This is a genomic window from Limnochorda pilosa, from assembly GCF_001544015.1.
In the GTDB taxonomy this organism is placed as follows: Bacteria; Bacillota; Limnochordia; order Limnochordales; family Limnochordaceae; genus Limnochorda; species Limnochorda pilosa.
This window is the reverse complement of sequence record NZ_AP014924.1, coordinates 3470649-3489834: the sequence shown is the minus strand read 5'-3', so window position 1 is coordinate 3489834 and position 19186 is coordinate 3470649. Positions and strand designations below refer to the sequence as shown.

General features: G+C 70.0%; 18 protein-coding genes. 9 read left to right on the top strand and 9 right to left on the bottom strand.

The window, feature by feature from the left end; genetic code table 11:
• Position 1 precedes the first annotated feature (1 nt).
• From LIP_RS15710 to LIP_RS15675, 8 genes are all read right to left on the bottom strand, one after another.
• Positions 2-1105 (bottom strand): 3-methyl-2-oxobutanoate dehydrogenase subunit VorB, encoded by a 1104-nt coding sequence (locus LIP_RS15710; protein ID WP_068140505.1) that lies wholly within the window; start codon positions 1103-1105, stop codon positions 2-4.
• A gap of 88 nt (positions 1106-1193) precedes the next feature.
• Positions 1194-1406, bottom strand: coding sequence for a 4Fe-4S dicluster domain-containing protein (locus tag LIP_RS15705; protein WP_068142199.1), 213 nt, complete (start codon positions 1404-1406; stop codon positions 1194-1196).
• Positions 1363-2484 (bottom strand): butyrate kinase, encoded by a 1122-nt coding sequence (gene buk, locus LIP_RS15700; protein ID WP_068140503.1) that lies wholly within the window; start codon positions 2482-2484, stop codon positions 1363-1365. Before buk ends, LIP_RS15705 begins: the two co-directional genes overlap by 44 nt.
• Positions 2485-2499: 15 nt before the next feature.
• Positions 2500-3435: a bifunctional enoyl-CoA hydratase/phosphate acetyltransferase gene (locus tag LIP_RS15695; RefSeq protein WP_144440537.1), complete on the bottom strand. Its 936-nt coding sequence runs from the start codon at positions 3433-3435 to the stop codon at positions 2500-2502.
• A 78-nt stretch (positions 3436-3513) separates the two neighbouring features.
• Complete coding sequence (locus tag LIP_RS15690; RefSeq protein ID WP_068140497.1) at positions 3514-4182, bottom strand: hypothetical protein; 669 nt, start codon at positions 4180-4182, stop codon at positions 3514-3516.
• A complete protein-coding gene (locus tag LIP_RS15685) occupies positions 4179-5279 on the bottom strand; it encodes an ArsA family ATPase (protein WP_068140493.1) in 1101 nt (366 codons plus the stop codon). Before LIP_RS15685 ends, LIP_RS15690 begins: the two co-directional genes overlap by 4 nt.
• Positions 5248-5511 carry a hypothetical protein gene (locus LIP_RS15680; RefSeq protein ID WP_068140490.1) on the bottom strand — a complete coding sequence of 88 codons (264 nt, stop codon included), beginning with the start codon at positions 5509-5511 and terminating at the stop codon, positions 5248-5250. Before LIP_RS15680 ends, LIP_RS15685 begins: the two co-directional genes overlap by 32 nt.
• Complete coding sequence (locus LIP_RS15675) at positions 5508-7259, bottom strand: carbon starvation CstA family protein (RefSeq protein ID WP_068140487.1); 1752 nt, start codon at positions 7257-7259, stop codon at positions 5508-5510. Before LIP_RS15675 ends, LIP_RS15680 begins: the two co-directional genes overlap by 4 nt.
• Before the next feature lie 511 nt (positions 7260-7770).
• On the opposite strand from LIP_RS15675, the gene LIP_RS20165 reads away from it, so the two are divergent.
• Complete coding sequence (locus LIP_RS20165; RefSeq protein ID WP_068140484.1) at positions 7771-9048, top strand: glycosyltransferase; 1278 nt, start codon at positions 7771-7773, stop codon at positions 9046-9048.
• On the opposite strand, the gene LIP_RS15665 is transcribed toward LIP_RS20165, so the two are convergent.
• Entirely contained in the window at positions 9045-9842 is a 798-nt protein-coding gene (locus tag LIP_RS15665) for an N-acetylmuramoyl-L-alanine amidase family protein (protein WP_068140482.1), read from the bottom strand. The genes LIP_RS20165 and LIP_RS15665 overlap by 4 nt on opposite strands.
• A gap of 106 nt (positions 9843-9948) precedes the next feature.
• Between LIP_RS15665 and LIP_RS15660 the strand changes: the two genes are divergently transcribed.
• From LIP_RS15660 to disA, 8 genes are all read left to right on the top strand, one after another.
• Positions 9949-11133, top strand: a complete 1185-nt coding sequence (locus tag LIP_RS15660; RefSeq protein WP_158509702.1) for an aminotransferase class V-fold PLP-dependent enzyme — start codon at positions 9949-9951, stop codon at positions 11131-11133.
• Positions 11134-11147: 14 nt separating this feature from the next.
• Positions 11148-11945 carry a twin-arginine translocase subunit TatC gene (gene tatC, locus LIP_RS15655; protein WP_068140476.1) on the top strand — a complete coding sequence of 266 codons (798 nt, stop codon included), beginning with the start codon at positions 11148-11150 and terminating at the stop codon, positions 11943-11945.
• Between the two features lie 116 nt (positions 11946-12061).
• Complete coding sequence (locus LIP_RS15650) at positions 12062-13096, top strand: NAD(P)/FAD-dependent oxidoreductase (RefSeq protein WP_231699320.1); 1035 nt, start codon at positions 12062-12064, stop codon at positions 13094-13096.
• 126 nt (positions 13097-13222) lie between these two features.
• Positions 13223-13702 carry a CtsR family transcriptional regulator gene (locus LIP_RS15645; protein WP_068140473.1) on the top strand — a complete coding sequence of 160 codons (480 nt, stop codon included), beginning with the start codon at positions 13223-13225 and terminating at the stop codon, positions 13700-13702.
• A 43-nt stretch (positions 13703-13745) separates the two neighbouring features.
• Positions 13746-14273: a UvrB/UvrC motif-containing protein gene (locus LIP_RS15640; protein WP_068140469.1), complete on the top strand. Its 528-nt coding sequence runs from the start codon at positions 13746-13748 to the stop codon at positions 14271-14273.
• A 34-nt stretch (positions 14274-14307) separates the two neighbouring features.
• On the top strand, positions 14308-15390 hold the full coding sequence (locus LIP_RS15635) for a protein arginine kinase (protein ID WP_068142195.1): 1083 nt from the start codon (positions 14308-14310) through the stop codon (positions 15388-15390).
• 36 nt (positions 15391-15426) lie between these two features.
• Positions 15427-17868: an ATP-dependent Clp protease ATP-binding subunit gene (locus LIP_RS15630; RefSeq protein WP_068140466.1), complete on the top strand. Its 2442-nt coding sequence runs from the start codon at positions 15427-15429 to the stop codon at positions 17866-17868.
• Between the two features lie 260 nt (positions 17869-18128).
• On the top strand, positions 18129-19166 hold the full coding sequence (disA, locus tag LIP_RS15625; RefSeq protein ID WP_068142192.1) for a DNA integrity scanning diadenylate cyclase DisA: 1038 nt from the start codon (positions 18129-18131) through the stop codon (positions 19164-19166).
• Positions 19167-19186: the final 20 nt, after the last annotated feature.

The following is a 19186-nucleotide window of genomic DNA, read 5'->3' as shown; positions in this document are numbered from 1 at the left end:
GTCAGCGGCCTGCGTGCTCGAACGTGGCGACACGGTGGACACCTCCGTCTTCGACCTTCCCGGCGAGCTCTTCCAGCCGGGCCACGATCTCCTCCGGCTCGGGAACGACGCCCCCGAGCCGTCCGTGGAACGCAACCGGTGCCCGGCCGTCGACCGCCAGCCGCACGTCCTCCACCATCTGGCCGCTGCTCATCTCCACGGTGAGGAAGGCCCGGGCATGCGGGAGCACCTGCTCGAAGGCCCGGCGCGGGAACGGCCACAGGGTGATGGGGCGGAGCAGTCCCACCGAGAGACCCCGGCCGCGGGCAAGCTTCATGGCGCTCCGGGCGATGCGGGCCACGGTTCCGTAGGCCACCAGGAAGAAGTCCGACTCGGGCTCCAGGAGCTCCCAGCGGGCCTCTCGGGCCTCGATCTCGGCGTACTTGGCCTGGAGGCGGCGGTTGTGCTCCTCCAGCACCTCGGGTTCAAGGTAGATGGACGTGATCACCCGAGGCTCGCCGCCACCGGTTCCGCGGGTGGCCCACGGGCGCTCGGGCGGTGCCGGAGCCACTTCCGGCGGGAGCTCCACAGGCTCCATCATCTGCCCCAGCATCCCGTCGCCCAGGACCATCGCCGGGTTGCGGTAGCGCTCCGACAGCTCGAAGGCCAGGCGCATGAGATCGGCGGCCTCCTGAACCGTGGAGGGCGCCAGCACGATCAGACGGTAGTCACCGTGGCCTCCGCCCTTCACCGCCTGGAAGTAATCGGACTGGGAGGGCATGATGTTGCCCAGACCCGGACCGCCCCGCATGATGTTGATGATCACGCACGGGAGCTCGGACCCGCAGAGGTACGAGATGCCCTCCTGCTTCAGGCTCACCCCGGGACCTGAGGACGAGGTCATGACCCGGCCGCCCGCACCGGCGGCTCCGTAGACCATGTTGATGGCCGCCACCTCGCTCTCGGCCTGAATGAACACGCCTCCCCGGGCGGGCAGCTCCCGCGCCATGTACTCCGAGAGCTCCGTCTGGGGGGTGATGGGGTATCCGAAGTAGTACCGGCACCCCGCTCGCAGCGCTGCCTCGGCCAGGGCGTGGCTCCCTTTCATGAGCTTGCGTTCAGCCATGCGTGCGCCTCCTTCTGCCCTTCCCCCGGCGGCGGCCTCTCTTCCCGAACGTGCGTCCGGCCCGCTCCGGAAAGCCGGCCGCGCCGCGTCAGCTCGCCAGCTTGTAGACGGCGATGGCCGCCTCGGGGCACACCCGCGCGCACTGGGCGCAGCTGGTGCAGCGGTCGGGGTCGGTCAATTGGCTGTAGCGGTAGCCCCGGCTGTTGAAAGCCTCGGACAGCTCCAGCACGCCAGGGCCGCACGCGGCCAGGCAGAGCTCACACCCCTTGCACCGTTCCTGGTCGATGATCACCGGTTCCACGGATCTCGTCCCTCCCTTCGCTGGGTTCCGTGGCCAGGTAGGTGCGCGCCTCCTCCTGGCCGCGCAGCACCCTCAGGACGCCGCTGGCCAGGGCGAGCATCTCGTCCTCGCCCGGAGAGACCACCACCCGGCAGGCCCAGTCGATGCGGTCGCGGATCCGGCCCACCAGAAATTCCGAGTGGGCCAGACCACCGGTGAGGATGCAGGCGTCGATCCGCCCCTTCAGGACGGCGAAGCCGGCGGCGATGGCCTTGGCCACCTGGTAGGCCATGGCCTCGTAGACCGGGCGGGCCTCCTCGTCGCCCCGGCGGATCCGCTCCTCGATCTCCCGGGCGTCTGACGTGCCCAGGTGGGCGACCAGGCCCCCCTGACCTACCAGCATCCGGCAAACCTGGTCCCGGGTGTAGCGACCCGAGAAGCAAAGATCGACGAGCTGACCCGCCGGAAGGGTGCCGGCCCGGTTGGGGCTCATAGGTCCTTCGCCATCCAGGCCGTTGTTCACGTCGATGACCCGTCCCCCGGCGTGCACGCCCACGGTGATGCCCCCGCCCATGTGGGCCACCACCATGTGGGCCTCTTCATAGCGCATGCCCAGGCTCGCGGCCACCCGGCGCGCCACGGCCTTCTGGTTCAGCGCGTGGAAGACGGAGCGCCGGGGCAGGCTGGGGAGCCCGCTGATGCGGGCCACGTCCTCCAACTCGTCGACCACCACCGGGTCCACCACGAACTGGGGCACCTCCCGTTGCTCTCCCAGCCGGCGGGCGATGAGCGCCGCCAGATTGGAGGGGTGCCACCCGTAGCGGGAGGTGCGCAGATCCTCGCACATCGCGTCGTTGACCCGATAGGTCCCGCCGGGAAGCGGGTGGAGCATGCCGCCGCGGGCGGCGATCGCGTCCACGGGCTGGTCGACCTCGCTCAACCAGGCCTCGATGGATCCGATCCGGCGCTCCAGGTCTTCGTCGGGCGGCAGGAAGGTAGGGTGCTCCAGGGTCACCTGCTGCCGGCAGACCAGGTCCTCGAAGAGCGCGAGGCGCGTCGTGCACGAGCCCGGGTTGATGACGAGAATTCGGAAGGCCACGGCTTCGGCTCCTCTCTAGACGACCCGGCAGCCCAGGGCCAGGGAGTAGAGGCGGGTATCCCGCCGGTCAGCCCGGGAGGCGACCACCACGGGCACCCGCCCGCCCACCACCAGCCCGCCCCAGCGGGCGCCGGCGAAGTACTGGAGCCCCTTGATCAGCACGTTGGCGGTCTCGATGCAGGGGGCCACGAGCACCTGCGCCTCGCCTGCAACGGGCCCGCGGACATGCTTCACCTCGGCCGCCTCGCGCGAAAGGGCCACGTCCGCGGCCAGCGGCCCGTCTACCAGGGCGGGCCCGAACCGGCCGCGCTCGCCCATCTTGGCCAGTGCCGCCGCATCCAGGGTGGCCGGCATCTCGGGGTTCACCTGCTCCAGGGCCGCCAGCACCGCGACCCGGGGCTCCTCCGCCCCCAGCCTCTGAACCAGGTCCACGGCGTTCTGCAGGATCTCCACCTTCTGAGAGAGGTCGGGGGCGATGTGCACAGCGCCGTCGGTCACCGCCAGCCACCGGTCTTGCCCGGGCGACTCGATCACCGCCACGTGGCTCAAGCGGCGCCCGGTGCGGAAGGCGGCCTCGGGCTGAAGGAGGCCGGCCATGAGCGCACCCGTAGAGATGCGGCCCTTCATGATCAGGTGGGCTTCGCCCCGGGCCACCGCCTGGCCCGCGAGGAGGGTGGCCCGCCGGGGATCCTCTTCGTCGATCACGCTGAAGGCCGGGGGGGGCAGACCGACCGCCTCGGCCATAGAACGGATCTGAGAGCCATTACCGATAAGAAGGCCCTCGGCCAGCCCGTGTTCGTGGGCGAGGCGGAGGGCCTCGAGGGTATTCGGCTCGCCGGCCATCACCACGGCCACCTTGAGGTGGCGGGCGACGGCCGACGCGAGCAGGTCATCGAGCCGTCGTAACGGGGGCAGGGCCATGCCGGACACCGCCTTCGTCGAGATTGCCACCCCGCGGAACCCCTTCCATTCTACCACTTCGGGGGGCGTCTGCCGAAGCGGAACGGGGGCCCGAGGCCGCCTGGAGGGTCACTCCTCGCTCCCGGCCAAGGCCGCCGCCAGGCGTTCCACCGCAGGGCGAATGCGGCCGGGCACGGGAATCATCCGGCAGTAGAGCGCCCCCTCCTCGGCGTTGATGGAGAGGTGGCGCACGACCGGGGCCTCCGGGCGGCTCGTCGCAGCCGGGCCGGCTCCGGCCGGCCCGAAGGCATGCTCCGCCACCCGGCGAAGGAAGGCGGCCGCGGCGTCCGAGCCGTACAGGAGACGGAACCGATGGCGGCCCAACCGCAGCTCTTCCACGCGGAGGTCCTCGGGACGGTCCACACGGGGTGCCGAGCCGTGGTCCAGGAGGATCAGGTGCCCCCGGCCCCGCAGGGGGACGTTGGGCCGAAAGAGGAGGTAGAGCGCGTCGCTGCGCCGGATGATCCAGGAGAAGGGCAGGTAGAGCAGGCTGTGCCGCGGCAGCATGGTGAGGGTGGCCTCCACCCGGTTCAGCTCCCCCCGGCGGACCCGGTAGTCGACCCGGTATCCGATGAGGCCGCCGATCCACGTGTAGCTCTGGTCCTCGGGCCGCAGCGCCTCCTCCAGCTCCCGGGCGGAGCGTTCGGCGATCTCGGTGTTCCGCCGGCGCCCCCACCGGTAGAAGAGGAAGGTGACGCCGGCCAGGAGGATGACGAAGGTGAGGAAAGGGGTGCTCATCGCTCGGTGCCTCCTCTGCTCTGCGATCCGGCTGGGTCGAGCATGAGGGTGGAGAGCGCGCGCAGGGCCTCGGCTCCCGAGGGCTCGGGCTGCAGGAGGGGCAACCGGCCGTGGGGGTAGAGGTCCGGCAGCGGCAGCGCGTCCGCGCTGGTGCCGGCGGGTTCCCGGGGATCCGTGCGGTTCACGACCACCTGGGCGAGGGGGACGCCGAAGCGGCCCAGGGTCCCCAGCGCCCGCTGGCTTTCCAACCCCGAAAGCCGGTCAGGGTTGCGGACCAGGAGGACGCCGGTCCGATCCACGTCCTGAAAGCGCTGCCGGAGCCGTCGGGTCTGCTCCACGTACGCCGCCAGGATGCGGCTGATGGGGTCCCCTTCCTCCTCGGAGGGCAGGGTCACCTGCTCCCCACCCACCACGGCGGTCTCATGGCCCAGGATGCGGCTGACGGCCTGGCGCCGGTCGAGGATCGCCCTGCGTACCCGGTGCAGCTCCTGGGCCCAGCGCAGGGAGATACCGGGTAGGGCCAGCACCCGCAGCGTCTGCCCCGTGGGTGGGGTGTCGAGCACCAGGACGTCGAAGCGGTCGGCCTCGGCCTGCTGCAGCAACTCGCCCACCGCCTCCAGGGTAGCCTGCTCTTCCACGCCGGGGGCGTAGCGGAGACCCTCGAGGAACCGGTCCAGGTTGAGCGTCTCCAGGTACCGGTAGGCGTCGGTCACCTCCCGACTCGCGCGCTCGAGGTAGCGCTCCAGCGCCCGATCGGTATCCACCTCCAGGGCCCAGAGACCCGGCGCGCCCGGCACGGCCGAGGGTTCCGAGCCCAGGGGCCGCTCCAGTACGTCGCCCAGGTTGTGCGCAGGGTCGATGGAGGCCACCAGCACCCGGAAGCCGTCCGAAGCCAGCCGAACGGCCAGGCTGGCGGCCACGGTGGTCTTGCCCGTGCCCCCCTTGCCCATGCTGATCAGCAGCGTCACGTCGCCTGCATCCCGGGTGGAGCCCCGATCGAGGAGGCGGTCCAGGGCCCGGGAGAGGGGCGGCAGCGGATCGCGGGCCGCGCCGGCGCGGGTTCGCTCAGAGGTCGAAGAGCGCAGCGGCTTCCCCATAGAGGTCGTCCATCTCCTCTGCCCGCCGGCGCAGCACGGCCAACTCCCTCCCCAGGTGGGGAAGGAGCCGCAGGCTCAGCGGAGTGGGGGGCGACGGGAGCCCCACGAACGCCCCCAGCACCATGAGGGCGAAGACGTTCTCCAGCTCCCGTCGCTCCACCTGGATGTATCCCACCGCCCGCTCGCGCAACCACTCGGAGACGAAGGAGCGGGCGGGGCGATCCTTCGTCACCGGCCGCTCCCCGCAACGCCCACGGGCGCCTGGACCCGGCGCCGGTAGCCGTCGAAGAAGTCGACCAAGAGCAGCAGCGACAACACGGCCATGAGGACGAAGATGGCCTTGATGACCAGCGTTGCCGGCACCGCGTAGACGTACCAGATGAGGCCGGCGAAGACGGTGACCCAGAGGAAGGCCCCCGGGATCACCGTGGCCCACTGGTAGCCGGACGAGGCCTTCTGGATCTTGATGGCCCAGAGGGCGGCGGTGAGCATGGCGACCGCGGCCACCATCTGGTTCGCGCCCGCGAAGGCCGGCCACACCACGGTGTAGGCGCCGCCCCACGAGAGCCACCCGGCCAGGATGACGACGATGGCGCCGGCCACCCAGCGGTCGGTGATCACCCGGTGCACGCCGGGGCTCGACTCCTTCAGGTAGCCGAAGAACTCCTGCCAGGTGAACCGGGCCAGACGGGTGGCCGTGTCCAGGGTGGTGAGCACGAAGGCCGTCACCCAGAGCCCCGCGAAGAGGGTGCCGAACTGGGCGGTCACTCCGAAGACGTCGGAGAGGGCAAGGCCGTAGCTGCGGGTGAAGAGCCCGAGCGCGCCGCCCACGGGGTTGGCTGCCTTCAGGAAGGTGGATCCGTAGTAGGCCGCGTCCGTCTCCAGCCGAGCCAGGGAAATGCCGGCATCGGCCAGCTGCCCGCTGACGGTGCCCAGCACCTGGAAGCCGTAGGCGCCCATGGCGAGCACCACCACCGTGGCCAGGACGCCCTCGGTGAGCATGCCGCCGTAACCGATGGGGAGCCCATGGCTCTCCTTGTCCAGCTGCTTCGACGTGGTGCCCGAGCCCACCAGCGAGTGGAAGCCCGAGAGCGACCCGCAGGCGATCACCAGCGGAATGGCCGGCCAGAAGGGCGAGGAAACGCCGCCCACGGCGCTTGCGCTCCACACGCTGTAGGCCGGCAGCGCCATGCCCTTGAAGGCCGCCAGGAGCGCGATGATGCCCGCCCCCAGGCCAACGAAGAGGATGTAGCTGTTCAGGTAGTCACGAGGCTGCAGCAGGAGCCAGACGGGCAGGCTGCTCGCAAGGACCGCGTAGATGGCCAGGACCACGACCCACGTCTGGAAGGAGGCGTGCCAGCCCCAGACGAAGCCGAGCCAGATGGCGCCGGCCAGCAGCACGAGCCCGATGACGGTGGCCAGGGTGAAGTTCACCTTCATCCGGTAGGAGAGGACCCCGAAGACCAGGGCCGCGACCAGGAAGAGCATGCTGGCCGAGGCGACGCCGGGGGTGGCGACGAAGTTGAGGCCGGCCACGGTGACGAAGGCGGCCACCACCAGGACCAGGGTTGCGTAGATGAAGACCATCATGATGCGGGAGGTCCTGGGCTTCATGGTCTTGCCGGCGATCCACTGGATCGACTTGCCCTCCGAGCGGACCGAGGCCATGACCGCCAGGTAGTCGTGCACGGCGCCGATGACGATGTTCCCCAGCCAGATCCAGATGAGGCTGGGCAGCCAGCCCCAGATCATCGCGATGGCCGGCCCCGTGATGGGTCCCGCCCCGGCGATGGAGGCGAAGTGGTGCCCGTAGATGGCCAGCGGGTTCCCCGGTACGTAGTCGACGCCGTCGTACAGGGTGTGTGCCGGGGTCTGGCGGCTGTCGTCGGTGTGGACCACCGAACGAGACAGCCCCCGCCCGTAGGTCAGGTACGCGACGACATAAAGGACGAGGCCGAGCAGCAACAACCACGTGGTCAATCCCCTCAACCCCTTTCGAGCGCGTCCCTGCGGACGCGCGGGATGCTCCGTTGAGGCCCGCATGGGAGTGGGCCGGCCAGTACGGTGTGGGCCCGCTGCATCACCTCCGCCGAAGCTGGGGATCCCTCATGGGAAGGGACGTGTCCCGGGGGAGCCCCTGGGAAAGGGAGCGCGTGATAAGAAGAACCATTGACGACCACCGTGTGATCCGAAGATGCTTCACGCTGGGAGCGTGGAAGGCCAGAGGGAGGAGAGCGCCTGAGGGTGATGGCACGCGAACGGTGCATCCGATCACTCTCCTATCTCCAGCCTACTTCTGGGAGGCCCGCGTGTCAACGGCGTTTCCATGAATGGCGAACGGCTGGTCGTTCGGGACGCGATCCTCTCGCCGGGCCCGAGAGGAAGCGGACGGCGTGCGGCGAATGGCTCGCCGAGGGCGGTGGGACGGCGCGATCGCGCGACGGCAGGCGACCGGGCGGCCCCGAAGGTGAGCCCCGCGAGGAGGATCCAGGTGAAGCAGGTGACGGTTCCCACCCTGAGGGTGGAGGCGTATGCTCCGCTGGCCGGTGAGGCCGTGGTGGAACGCATCCGGGCGCTGGCCCGGCCGCTGGTGGGTCTGCGGGTGGCTCACGTGAACGCCACCGCGTACGGGGGAGGGGTCGTGGAGCTTCTCTTCCCGCTGGTGGGCCTGCTGAATGGCGTCGGCATTCCCACCGACTGGTGGGTGATGGAGGGCACCGATGCCTTCTTCCGGGTGACCAAGACGGCCCACAACGGGCTTCAAGGGGCCGACGTGGTCATCGACGGGCCCATGCAGGAGACCTACCGCGAGGTGAACGTGGCCAACAGCCGGTTCGACTGGGACGCCTACGACGTCGTGGTGATCCACGACCCGCAGCCGGCGGCCCTGGCCAGCCTGGTGGAGCATCGGAGAGGCCGGTGGATCTGGCGCTGCCACATCGACCTCTCGCGCCCCAACCCCGGGGTCTGGTCCTGGATCCGGCCCTACCTCACCGCCTACGACGGAGCCATCTTCAGCCTCGCCCCCTACGTCCAGCCGGACCTGAGCCTTCCCCTGGTAGCCATCATCCCGCCCTCCATCGATCCGCTGAGCGAGAAGAACCGGGACCTGGATCCCGCGGAGGTGGAGGCGATCGTCCGGCGGTTTGGGATGGATCCCCGGCGGCCGTTGGTCGCCCAGGTTTCCCGCTTCGACCCATGGAAGGATCCCCTGGGGGTGGTCGACGCCTACCGGCTGGTGAAGCGGGAGATGCCTGAGGTCCAGCTGCTCCTGGTGGGCTCCATGGCCACCGACGACCCCGAAGGCTGGACCTTCTACGATCGAACGCTCCGCCACGCCGGGGAGGACCCGGACCTCTTCATCCTGGCCAACCTCCACGGCATCAACCACCGGGAGGTGAACGCCTTCCAGCGGGCCGCGGACGTGATCATCCAGAAGTCGCTGCGGGAGGGGTTCGGGCTCACCGTCACCGAAGGCCTGTGGAAGGGCCGGCCCGTGGTGGGGGGCAACGCCGGCGGCATCCCCATCCAGGTGCTGGACGGACAGAACGGCTTCCTGGTGGAGTCGGTGGAGCAGTGCGCCGACCGGACCCAGTGGCTCCTGCAGAACCCGGCGGAACGGGCGCGCATGGGCGGGGAGGGGCGCGAGCACGTGCGGCGTCACTTCCTGGTGACGCGCGACCTGGAGGACCACCTCCAGCTCCTGGCCCGCCTCATGGCGGCGCCAGCCGCCGTGGAGGCTCGCACCGGGCTCTTCGTAGCCAACTAGGAGCCGCAGCCGTCCGTGTCCGGTTCGAGGCGGTCGCGGCCGAATCCGCCGAGGGCGGGGGCCAGGGAAGGCCGGTCGCTTGGGATCGGGGCCGCCTGGCCGCGCAGGTAGGCCAGGATGCCGGTTGCGACCGCCTCGGCGATGCGCTCCTGGCCGTCGGGCGAGGTGAGCGTCGCCCGATCCCGGGCGGTGGTGAGGAAACCCGCCTCCACCAGGACGGTGGGGTGGGGCACCGACCGCAGGAGGTAGAAGTCCGCGGACAGAATCCCATTTTGGTTGCCGGGGACCACGTTCCGCAGCTCTTCCAGGATCAGGGCGGCCAGGCGGCGGCTCTCGGGGCTCTGGGCCTGGTAGAAGACCATCGCTCCCGAGAGGCGCTCGCCGGTGCCGGCGTTCACGTGGAGGCTGACCATGGCCACGGGCCGGACCTGGCGGGCGAGCTCCGCCCGGGCCTGAAGGTCCCGCTGGTGGCGGCCGCGGATCGAGGGTTCCAGAGGGTCCAGGTCGCGGTCCGAGGAACGGGTGAGGAAGGCGGGCACCCCCGCCTCCTCCAACCGGTTCTTGACGAGGACCGCCATGCGCAGGGTGAGGTCCTTCTCGAAGAGCTGATCCCAGTGGCAGCCTGAGTCGATCCCGCCGTGTCCCGGATCCACCAGCACCCGATCGCCCGGGCGGGGGGCGGGCCGGCCGGGGAGGGTGCCGGCGTAGATCAAGGCCACGCCTGCGGCCAGCAGGAGCCCCAAGAGGGCGAGGAGGGTCCAACCCGAGATCACCCAGATGGGGCGGCGGGACACAGGCCTTCGCCTCCCGGCACGGAGTGGCATCGTCCGTACCTCATACGGTGCGGTGGGGGTCTTGAGAACCCAGGGGCGGCGGCTGGCCGCTCAGGGTGGGGTGGGTATGGAGGGCTGGGTGGAAGAGGTTCGAAATCTGCTGCCTGTCACCCGCCGGAGCATCTACATGAACACGGGCACGTCCGGGCCGGTGCCGGAACCGGCCCTGCGCGCCGAGGCGGAGTCGGAGCGCTACCTGAGCGAGGCGGGCCCGGGGAGTGCGGAGGCCCTGCGGGAGAGCGGGCGCCGGCTGGAGCAGGTGCGGAACGATCTGGCGCGCTTCCTCGGCTCCACGCCCGACCAGCTCGCCTTCACACAGAACACCAGCCACGGCATGGCCGCGGTGGTGGGCGGGATGGTGTGGCGTCCCGGCGACGAGGTCGTCACATCCGAGTTGGAGCACGCCTCGGGCCTCCTCCCCTTCGGCTACCTGCGGGACCGCTTGGGTGTCCGGGTGCGGGTGCTCCGCCCGCGCGACGGGGTGCGGCTCACCCCGGACGAGCTACGGGAGGGCCTTTCGACCCGCACGCGGCTCATCTGCATGAGTCACGTCTCCTACGCCACGGGGGCGCGCCTGCCCGTGGAAGCAGCGGCGGAATTGGCCCGAGCGCACGGTTGCCGGCTGCTGGTGGACGGAGCCCAGGCCGCCGGTTGCCTCCCGGAGCCCTTGGACGGGCTGGGCGCGGACTTCTACGCAGGCCCCGGACAGAAGTGGCTGATGGGGCCTGAGGGAACCGGGTTCCTCCACTTCGCGCCGGGGGCGTGGGCGGTCGCGGCCCCGGCCTCGATCGCCTGGGCGTCGGTGGAGCACGAGGAGAGCCCCGCCGGTCCACTGACCTACCGGCTGAAGGCCTCGGCCCGGCGGTTCGAGCTGGCCACCATCAGCCTTGCGCTCTTCGAAGGCTTGCGAACGGCCACCCAGATCCTGGAGGGCATGGGGCGGCGTACGATCTGGGAGCGGGTCGCCGCCCTGACCGGACGACTCAAGGAAGGGCTCGCCGCCTTAAGGGACGTGGAGGTGATCACCCCCATGGAAGCCGAGCGTTCCGCGGGGCTGGTCGCCTTCCGACTGCGGGGGCTTTCGGCTCCCGAAGCGACGCGACTCCTGGCGGAGCGGTACCAGGTGATCGGCCGCTGGGTACCCCGTCCCGAGGCCGTCCGTCTTTCGGTCCACTTCTTCAACACCGAATCCGAAGTGGAGACGGTGCTGGGCGCGGTGGGCGAGTTGACGGCGGGCGCGGGCGGGTCATGAAGGAGGAGGAGCGCATGGCGTTGCCCGACGTGCCGGACGCGGGTGCCGGGGCGCCGGAGGCACCGGACGACGGCCTCGACGTAAGGGGCCTCTGGGAGGGCCTGGAAGGCTTCCTGGTCCGGGCACGCCGGCGGCTGCTGACGGTGGTCGCGACCTTCCTCGCCACGACCCTGGCGGCCTTCTTCGTGGGTGGCCGCTTCTTCGAGGACCTGCTGGCCGTGCAGCCGCGCCTCACCTCGCTGGTCTTCCTGACGCCCACCGAGGCGCTGGTGGCCCAGTTCAAGCTCGCCCTGGGCCTGGGCGTGGTGGCAACCTACCCCGTGGCGCTCTGGCAGGCCTGGCAGCTCGTGCGCGAGCGGGCGCGCGGCGGCTCGCGCATGATCTACTGGGTGGTGCCCCTGGCCAGCCTGCTCTTTGCTGCCGGCGGCGCCTTTGCCTTCCTGGTGGTCCTCCCCAGCGCGCTCGCGTTCTTCCTGAGCTTCTCCAGCCCCGAGCTGGAAGCGATGATCTCCATGAGCAGCTTCGTCAACTTCGTCCTCTACCTCACCCTCCCGTTCGGGATGCTCTTCCAGTTCCCGGTGCTCGTCTACTTCGTGGCGCGGGTGGGGCTCCTGAGCCCCGGCTTCCTCTCCCACAACCGGCGGTACGCCATCCTCCTGGTCTTCATCATCGCCGCGCTGCTCACCCCCGGGACCGACCCGTTCTCGCAGGTCCTCCTGGCACTCCCCATGCTGGTCCTCTACGAGGTGGGGTACCTGGTGGCCAGGATCGCCTGGCGTCGCCGCCGCCCGCCCCTCGAAACCGAATCCTGACCCGTTGGTCGCGAGAATCGAGTCTGTTATAATTAGAAGGTGTGTGCGGGCGCTGCCCGTGCGGGCCGGCAGCCCGCTGGGCTGGAGCCACTCGGTTTCGGGCGGGGTGACGGCGGGTGGAACGCGTGATCGACGACGGCTTGCTTGCGGGCAACGGCCGGGCGGCGGACGAAACCGTCTACGACATCACCATCATCGGCGGCGGGCCGACCGGGCTCTTCGCCGCCTACTACGCGGGCGAGCGCGACGCTTCGTGCAAGGTCATCGACAGCCTCGACCAGCTCGGGGGCCAGCTGGCAGCGCTCTATCCTGAGAAGACCATCTACGACGTGGGCGGGTTTCCGGAGGTCCTGGCCAAGGAGCTGGCCCACCGCCTGGTCCAGCAGGCCCTGCAGCGGAACCCCACCGTCTGCCTGGGCGAGCAGGTGCTGCAGGTCGACCGGGGATCCGACGGCGTCTTTCGTCTCACGACCACCCGGGGCACCCACTTCTCTCGGGCGCTGGTCGTCGCGGCCGGCGTGGGGGCCATGACCCCCCGCCGGCTCCACGTACCCGGGGCGGCGGAGCTGGAGGGACGGGGGCTCGCCTATCACGTGCCGTCGCTGGAGCCCTACCGGGGGAGCCGGGTGCTGGTGGTGGGCGGGGGCGACTCGGCTGTCGACTGGGCGCTGATGCTGGAGCCCGTGGCCGATGGGGTCGTGCTGATCCACCGGCGACCGGGTTTCCGTGCGCACGAGACGAGCGTGAGGAAGCTGAAGGAGTCCCGGGTGCGGGTGCTCACCCCCTACGAGCTGCGGGCGCTGCACGGGGTGGACCAGGTCGAAGGAGCTACCGTCTTCCAGAATCAGACCGGGGAGGAGGGGCGGCTGGACGTGAACAGGGTCGTGGTGAGCATCGGCTTCGACATGGACCTGGGGCCGATCCGGGACTGGGGGCTGGCCATGGACGAGAACGGGATCGTGGTGGATACCCGCATGGCCACCTCGGTTCCGGGCATCTACGCCGCCGGCGACCTGGCCTCCTACCCAGGCAAGCTCAAGCTCATCGCCACCGGCTTCGGCGAGGCCGCCACCGCGGTGAACCACGCCAAGACCTTCATCGACCCCAAGGCGCGCCTCTTCGCGGGGCACTCCACCAGCCGCAAGCACTGAGGGAGGGGCTTCGCGCCTCCAGCCCGGGCGACCGCCCGGGCTTTTTGCTCCGGGGGGTCTTGATCCGGGGGACCGTGTGCTATAATAGGCAAGGAAGGTCAGGAAAGGTCAGTTCGGGGGTCGGAGATGGCAACGCTGGCTGAACAGATCGAGGCACACCTGAAGCGGATGCTCGCGGCCGCGTCAGGCGGCGTCATCGAGATCCAGCGGCGGGAAGTGGCCCGCCTCTTCGCCTGCGTGCCCTCCCAGATCAACTACGTGCTCGAGACCCGGTTCACGCCGGACCATGGCTACCGGGTCGAGAGCCGGCGGGGTGGGGGCGGGTACATTCGCATCACGTGGCTGGCGCCGTGGGAGGCTACCCCGCGTGCCGCCTCCGGGTGCCCCTCGAGCGGTGAACCCTGGGCGAGCATCGGATCCGAGCTGGACCGTACCACGGCGGAAACGCTGCTCCGAGCGCTGGAAGCACGGGGATGGATCGGCCGCCGGGAAGGCGGGCTGGTCCGGGCCGCGCTCGAAGCAGCCACCGAGGGACTCGGCCCAGGTCTGGCCGACCGGGTGCGCGCCCAGGTGCTGCGCTCGCTGCTGATGGTGGTGTTGAACTAGCGCCCCAGGAGGCGGGCACCCGGGATGAAGGGAGAGGGATCCGGTGCTGTGCGAGGATTGCCACGAGCGCGAGGCGACGGTGCACATCACCCACGTCGTCAACGGGGAAAAGAGCGAGGCCCACCTCTGCGAGAGCTGCGCCCAGAAGCGCAGCCAGGCGCAGGGGATGGGGCCCTTCGGGTTGCAGTCCTTCCTGAAGGGGCTCTTCGACCCCGAGACCCTCTTTGGCGCCGGGGTGCCGGGCGGCCTTCCGGGTGCGGTCGAGCGGGGGGTGCGGTGCGAGAGCTGCGGGCTGAGCCTGGATGACTTCCGGCGCCTGGGGCAACTGGGGTGCGGTCACTGCTACCAGCAGTTCGAGCGCCAGCTCCAGCCCGTCCTGCGCCGGATCCACGGCGCCACGACCCACACCGGAAAGGTTCCCAGCCGGGGGAACCAGACGGTGGTGCTGCGCCGGGAGCTCGAAAAGCTGCGGGAGCAGCTGGCGGCCGCCGTCGGGCGGGAAGCGTACGAGGAAGCGGCCGCCCTCCGGGACCGGATTCATGCCCTCGAAGCTCGCCTGGGGCGCTCCTGATGGCCCGCGGATCGGGAGGAAGGGGGTGGGGGTCGTGTCGCTGGACGAGGTGCTGAACCACCCCGTCGCACAGTGGATGGCCGGTGAGGCTCCAGCGAACGACATCGTGGTGGGGACCCGGGTGCGCCTGGCGCGCAACCTGGAAGGGATCCCATTCCCTGGCGTCGCCACCCAGGAGCAGATGCTGGGTGTGGTCGCCCAGGTGCGCCGCGCGGTGGAGCCCCTCTCCAGCCAGGCGGGTGCCCCGGACCGCGGGGCGGGCTCGTTGGGATTCTACTCCATGGACGAGCTGAGCCCCCTGGTCAAGGAGCTGCTGGTGGAACGGCACCTGATCAGCCCGCAGCACGGCAAGAGCGGGGCGGGCCATGCCCTGGCCTTGAGGGACGACGAGCGGGTGAGCATCATGGTGAACGAGGAGGATCACCTTCGCATCCAGGTGCTCCTGCCGGGCATGCAGCCGGAGGAGGCCTGGCGCCTGGCGGACCGGGTCGACGACGCCCTGGACGGTCGCTTGCAGTTCGCGTTCTCGGACCGGATGGGGTACCTCACCGCCTGGCCCACCAACGTGGGAACAGGGCTGAGGGCGTCGCTCATGCTCCACCTGCCCGCCCTGTCGGCCACCGAGCAGGTCCGGCAGCTGGTGGGTGCCGTGGCCCAGCTGGGGCTCACGGTACGGGGGCTCTACGGCGAAGGGAGCGAAGCGTCGGGCAACCTCTTTCAGCTCTCGAACCAGGTGAGCCTGGGCCGATCAGAGGAGGAGATCACCACCCACCTGGCCAACGTGGGTCGCCAGGTCATCCAGCAGGAGCGCCAGGCCCGCGAGCACCTGTTGAGCCACCGTAGGGTGGAGCTGGAGGACGGTATCTACCGATCGCTGGGGATCGTGACCCATGCCCGATCCCTCTCGACGAAGGAGGCGCTTCGGCTCCTGTCGGACGTGCGGCTGGGGATCGACCTGGGCTTGATCAGCGGCATCCCCGCGACCATCCTGCAGGAGCTGGTGGTGCGGATCCGCCCGGCTCACCTGCAACGCCTGGTGGGCCGGGAGCTGGCGCCCCCGGAGCGCGACGTGCAGCGGGCGACATTGATCCGCGAACGGTTCAGGGTTCAGCGTTAGAATAGAGGTAGAGCGTACGAAGGAAGGTGCTGCCAAATGTTTGGACGCTTCACCGAGCGGGCGCAGAAGGTCGTGGTGCTCTCGCAGGAGGAGGCCCGCCGGCTGGGCCACAACGTGGTCGGGACCGAGCACATCCTCCTGGGGTTGGTGGCCGAGGGCGAGGGCGTGGCGGCCCGGGCGTTGCAACAGATGGGCATCAGCCTGAACGGGGTCCGGGCCGAGGTCGAGAAGGTGATCGGCCGCGGCGAGAACCCGCCCACGGGGCAGATCGGGTTCACCCCAAGGGCGAAGCGGGTGCTGGAGCTGGCCTTCGACGAGGCCCGCCAGTTGGGCCACACGTACATCGGAACCGAGCACATCCTCCTGGGGCTCATCCGGGAGGGTGAGGGCGTCGCCGCCCAGGTGCTGCGGAACATGGGGGCGGACCTGGACGGGGTTCGGAAGCAGGTGGTGGAGCTGCTCGGGGGCAGCGGTGGCGGCCAGGCCAAGTCGGCCCGTTCCCGCAAGACGCCCACCCTCGACCAGTACGGCCGGGACCTGACGGAGCTCGCGCGCGAGGGGAAGCTCGACCCCGTGATCGGGCGCGAGAAGGAGATCCAGCGGGTCATCCAGGTGCTCTCCCGCCGGACCAAGAACAACCCCGTCCTCATCGGCGAGCCCGGGGTGGGCAAGACGGCCATCGCCGAGGGTCTGGCCCAGATGATCGTGAACGGGGACGTGCCCGAGACCCTCCTGAACAAGCGGGTGGTCACCCTGGACCTGGGGGCCCTGGTGGCCGGCTCCAAGTTCCGCGGCGAGTTCGAGGAGCGCCTGAAGAAGGTGATGGACGAGATCCGCACCTCGGGCGACGTGGTCCTCTTCATCGACGAGATGCACACCATCATCGGGGCCGGCGCGGCCGAGGGCGCCATCGACGCGTCCAACATCCTCAAGCCCGCGCTGGCCCGGGGCGAGCTCCAGGCCATCGGCGCCACCACCCTGGACGAGTACCGGAAGCACGTGGAGAAGGACCCGGCCCTGGAGCGGCGCTTCCAGCCCGTGATGGTCGACGAGCCCAGCGTCGACGAGACCATCGCCATCCTGGAGGGCTTGCGCGACCGGTACGAGGCCCACCACCGGGTGAAGATCACCGATGGCGCCCTCCGGTCGGCCGCCCGTCTCTCGGACCGCTACGTCACCGACCGCTTTCTGCCCGACAAGGCCATCGACCTGGTGGACGAGGCGGCCTCCAAGGTGCGACTCCAGGGGCTGGTCCAGCCTCCTGAGCTGAAGCAGCTCGAGGAGGAGATCGAGGAGACCCGGGTGGAGAAGGAGGCGGCCATCAAGAACGAAGAGTTCGAGAAGGCCGCATCCCTGCGGGACAAGGAGCAGAAGATGCGGGAGGAGCTGGAGCGGAGACGCAGCCAGTGGAAGAACGACCGCTCCCGCACCGAGGGGACCGTGGACGAGGAGGACATCGCCCAGGTGGTCTCCAGCTGGACGGGCGTGCCGGTGAGCAAGCTCCAGCAGGCCGAGACCGAGCGCCTCCTCCAGCTGGAGGAGATCCTCCACCATCGGCTGGTGGGGCAGGACGAGGCCATCGGGGCCGTCGCGCGGGCGATCCGCCGGGCTCGGGCCGGGCTCAAGGACCCGAAGCGTCCCATCGGCTCCTTCATCTTCCTGGGCCCCACCGGCGTGGGCAAGACCGAGCTCGCCCGGGCCCTGGCCGAGGCGCTCTTCGGCGACGAGGACGCCATGATCCGCATCGACATGTCGGAGTACATGGAGCGGCACACCGTCTCCCGGCTGGTGGGTGCACCGCCCGGCTACGTGGGATACGAGGAGGGCGGCCAGCTCACCGAACGGGTGCGCCGGCGTCCCTACTCGGTCATCCTCCTGGACGAGATCGAAAAGGCGCACCCCGAGGTCTTCAACATCCTGCTGCAGGTGCTGGAGGACGGGCGCCTGACCGACGCCAAGGGCCGGACCGTCGACTTCCGCAACACCGTGGTGATCATGACCTCCAACGTGGGCGCCCACGAGATCCAGCGGAGTACGGGCATCGGGTTCACGGTGCAGAAGGATGAGCGCCAGAGCTACGAGGAGATGCGCAAGAAGGTCATGGATGAGCTGCGGCGCACCTTCCGGCCCGAGTTCCTGAACCGGATCGACGAGGTGATCGTCTTCCATGCGCTGACCGAGGAGCAGCTCCACAGCATCGTGGACATCATGCTGCGGGAGGTGTCGAAGGAGCTTCAGGAGCGGGGCGTCCAGGTGGAGTACACCCAGGCGGCCAAGGACCTCCTGAGCCGGGAAGGGTACGACCCCGACTTCGGCGCCCGGCCGCTGCGGCGGGCCATTCAGCGGCTGGTGGAGAACCCGCTGTCGGACGAGATGCTGCGAGGTGCCTTCGAGGAAGGCGACACGGTGGTGGTGGACGCGGAGGAGGGCAAGACGGTCTTCCGCAAGAAGAAGGTTCCAGCCACCGTGAAGAAGTGACCCACGGGTCGACCGCGACGGGCCCGGCGCTCGGAAGGGCGCCGGGTCCGTCGCGAGCGGGCGGGGGCCGGGAGGGCCGTTGCGGGAGCCAGCCGCCGTCCTCCGGCTTCACCCGCGGCGGCACCCGCCTTGAGGATGAGCGAAAGTCTGGCCGGTGCTCCCGGGGGATGGTATAATCCGAAACAGGTGTGAACGGGGGGAGTCGCTTGGCCGCCGACGGAAAGGCCCGCGGGGAGGATCCGCTTCTTCAGGTCCTGCGCATGGTCGCTCCGGGCACCGAGCTCCACGAGGCCCTGGAGCACATCCTGCGGGCCCGCACGGGGGCCCTGCTGGTCGTGGGCGACAGCCAGGAGGTTCTCTCGCTGGTGAACGGCGGCTTTCGCATCGACGCGGTCATGCACCCCTCGGCCCTCTACGAGCTGGCCAAGATGGACGGAGCGATCGTGCTCTCGAGCGACGCCCAGCGGATCCTCTACGCAAACACCCAGCTGGTTCCGGATCCCATGATCCCCTCCCTGGAGACCGGGACCCGCCACCGGACGGCGGAGCGGGTGGCACGCCAGACGGGGACGCTGGTGATCGCCATCTCCCAGCGCCGGAACGTGATCACCCTCTACCGGGGCGACCTCAAGTACGTGGTCCAGGACATCGGTGTGCTGCTGGCCAAGGCCAACCAGGCGCTCTCCACCCTGGACAAGTACCGGGCGGTGCTCGACCAGGCCCTCAACAACCTGAGCGCCGTGGAGTTCGAGGACCTGGCTACCCTCTTCGACGTCACCACCTGCATCCAGAGGGCGCAGATGGTGGCCCGCATCGGCGGTGAGATCGAGCGGCACGTGGCCGAGCTGGGCGACGAGGGCCGGCTGGTGCGGATGCAGCTCGAGGAGCTGATGGTGGACGCGAAGGACGAAGGGCCCATGATCGTCCGGGACTACCTGGTGAAGACAGGCGACCCCGAAGACGCCGGGAAGGTGTGGGAGGCCTTGATGAACCTGGATGCCGACGAGCTCCTGGATCACGGCCTCATGGCCCGCCTCCTGGGGTACGGTGGGACGGGCACGGCCTCCCTGGACCTCTCGGTGACGCCGCGGGGGTACCGGGTGGTCCGGAAGATCCCCCGGGTGCCCATGCCGGTCATCGAAAACCTGGTCAGCGTCTTCCACCACCTGCCCGCGATCCTCAACGCCTCCATCGAGGAGCTGGACGACGTGGAGGGCATCGGCGAGGTGCGGGCGCGAGCCATCAAGCAGGGCCTGAATCGCCTGCGGGAGCAGGTCCTCCTCGACCGGCATCTGTAGACCACGGAGAGGCGATGAGA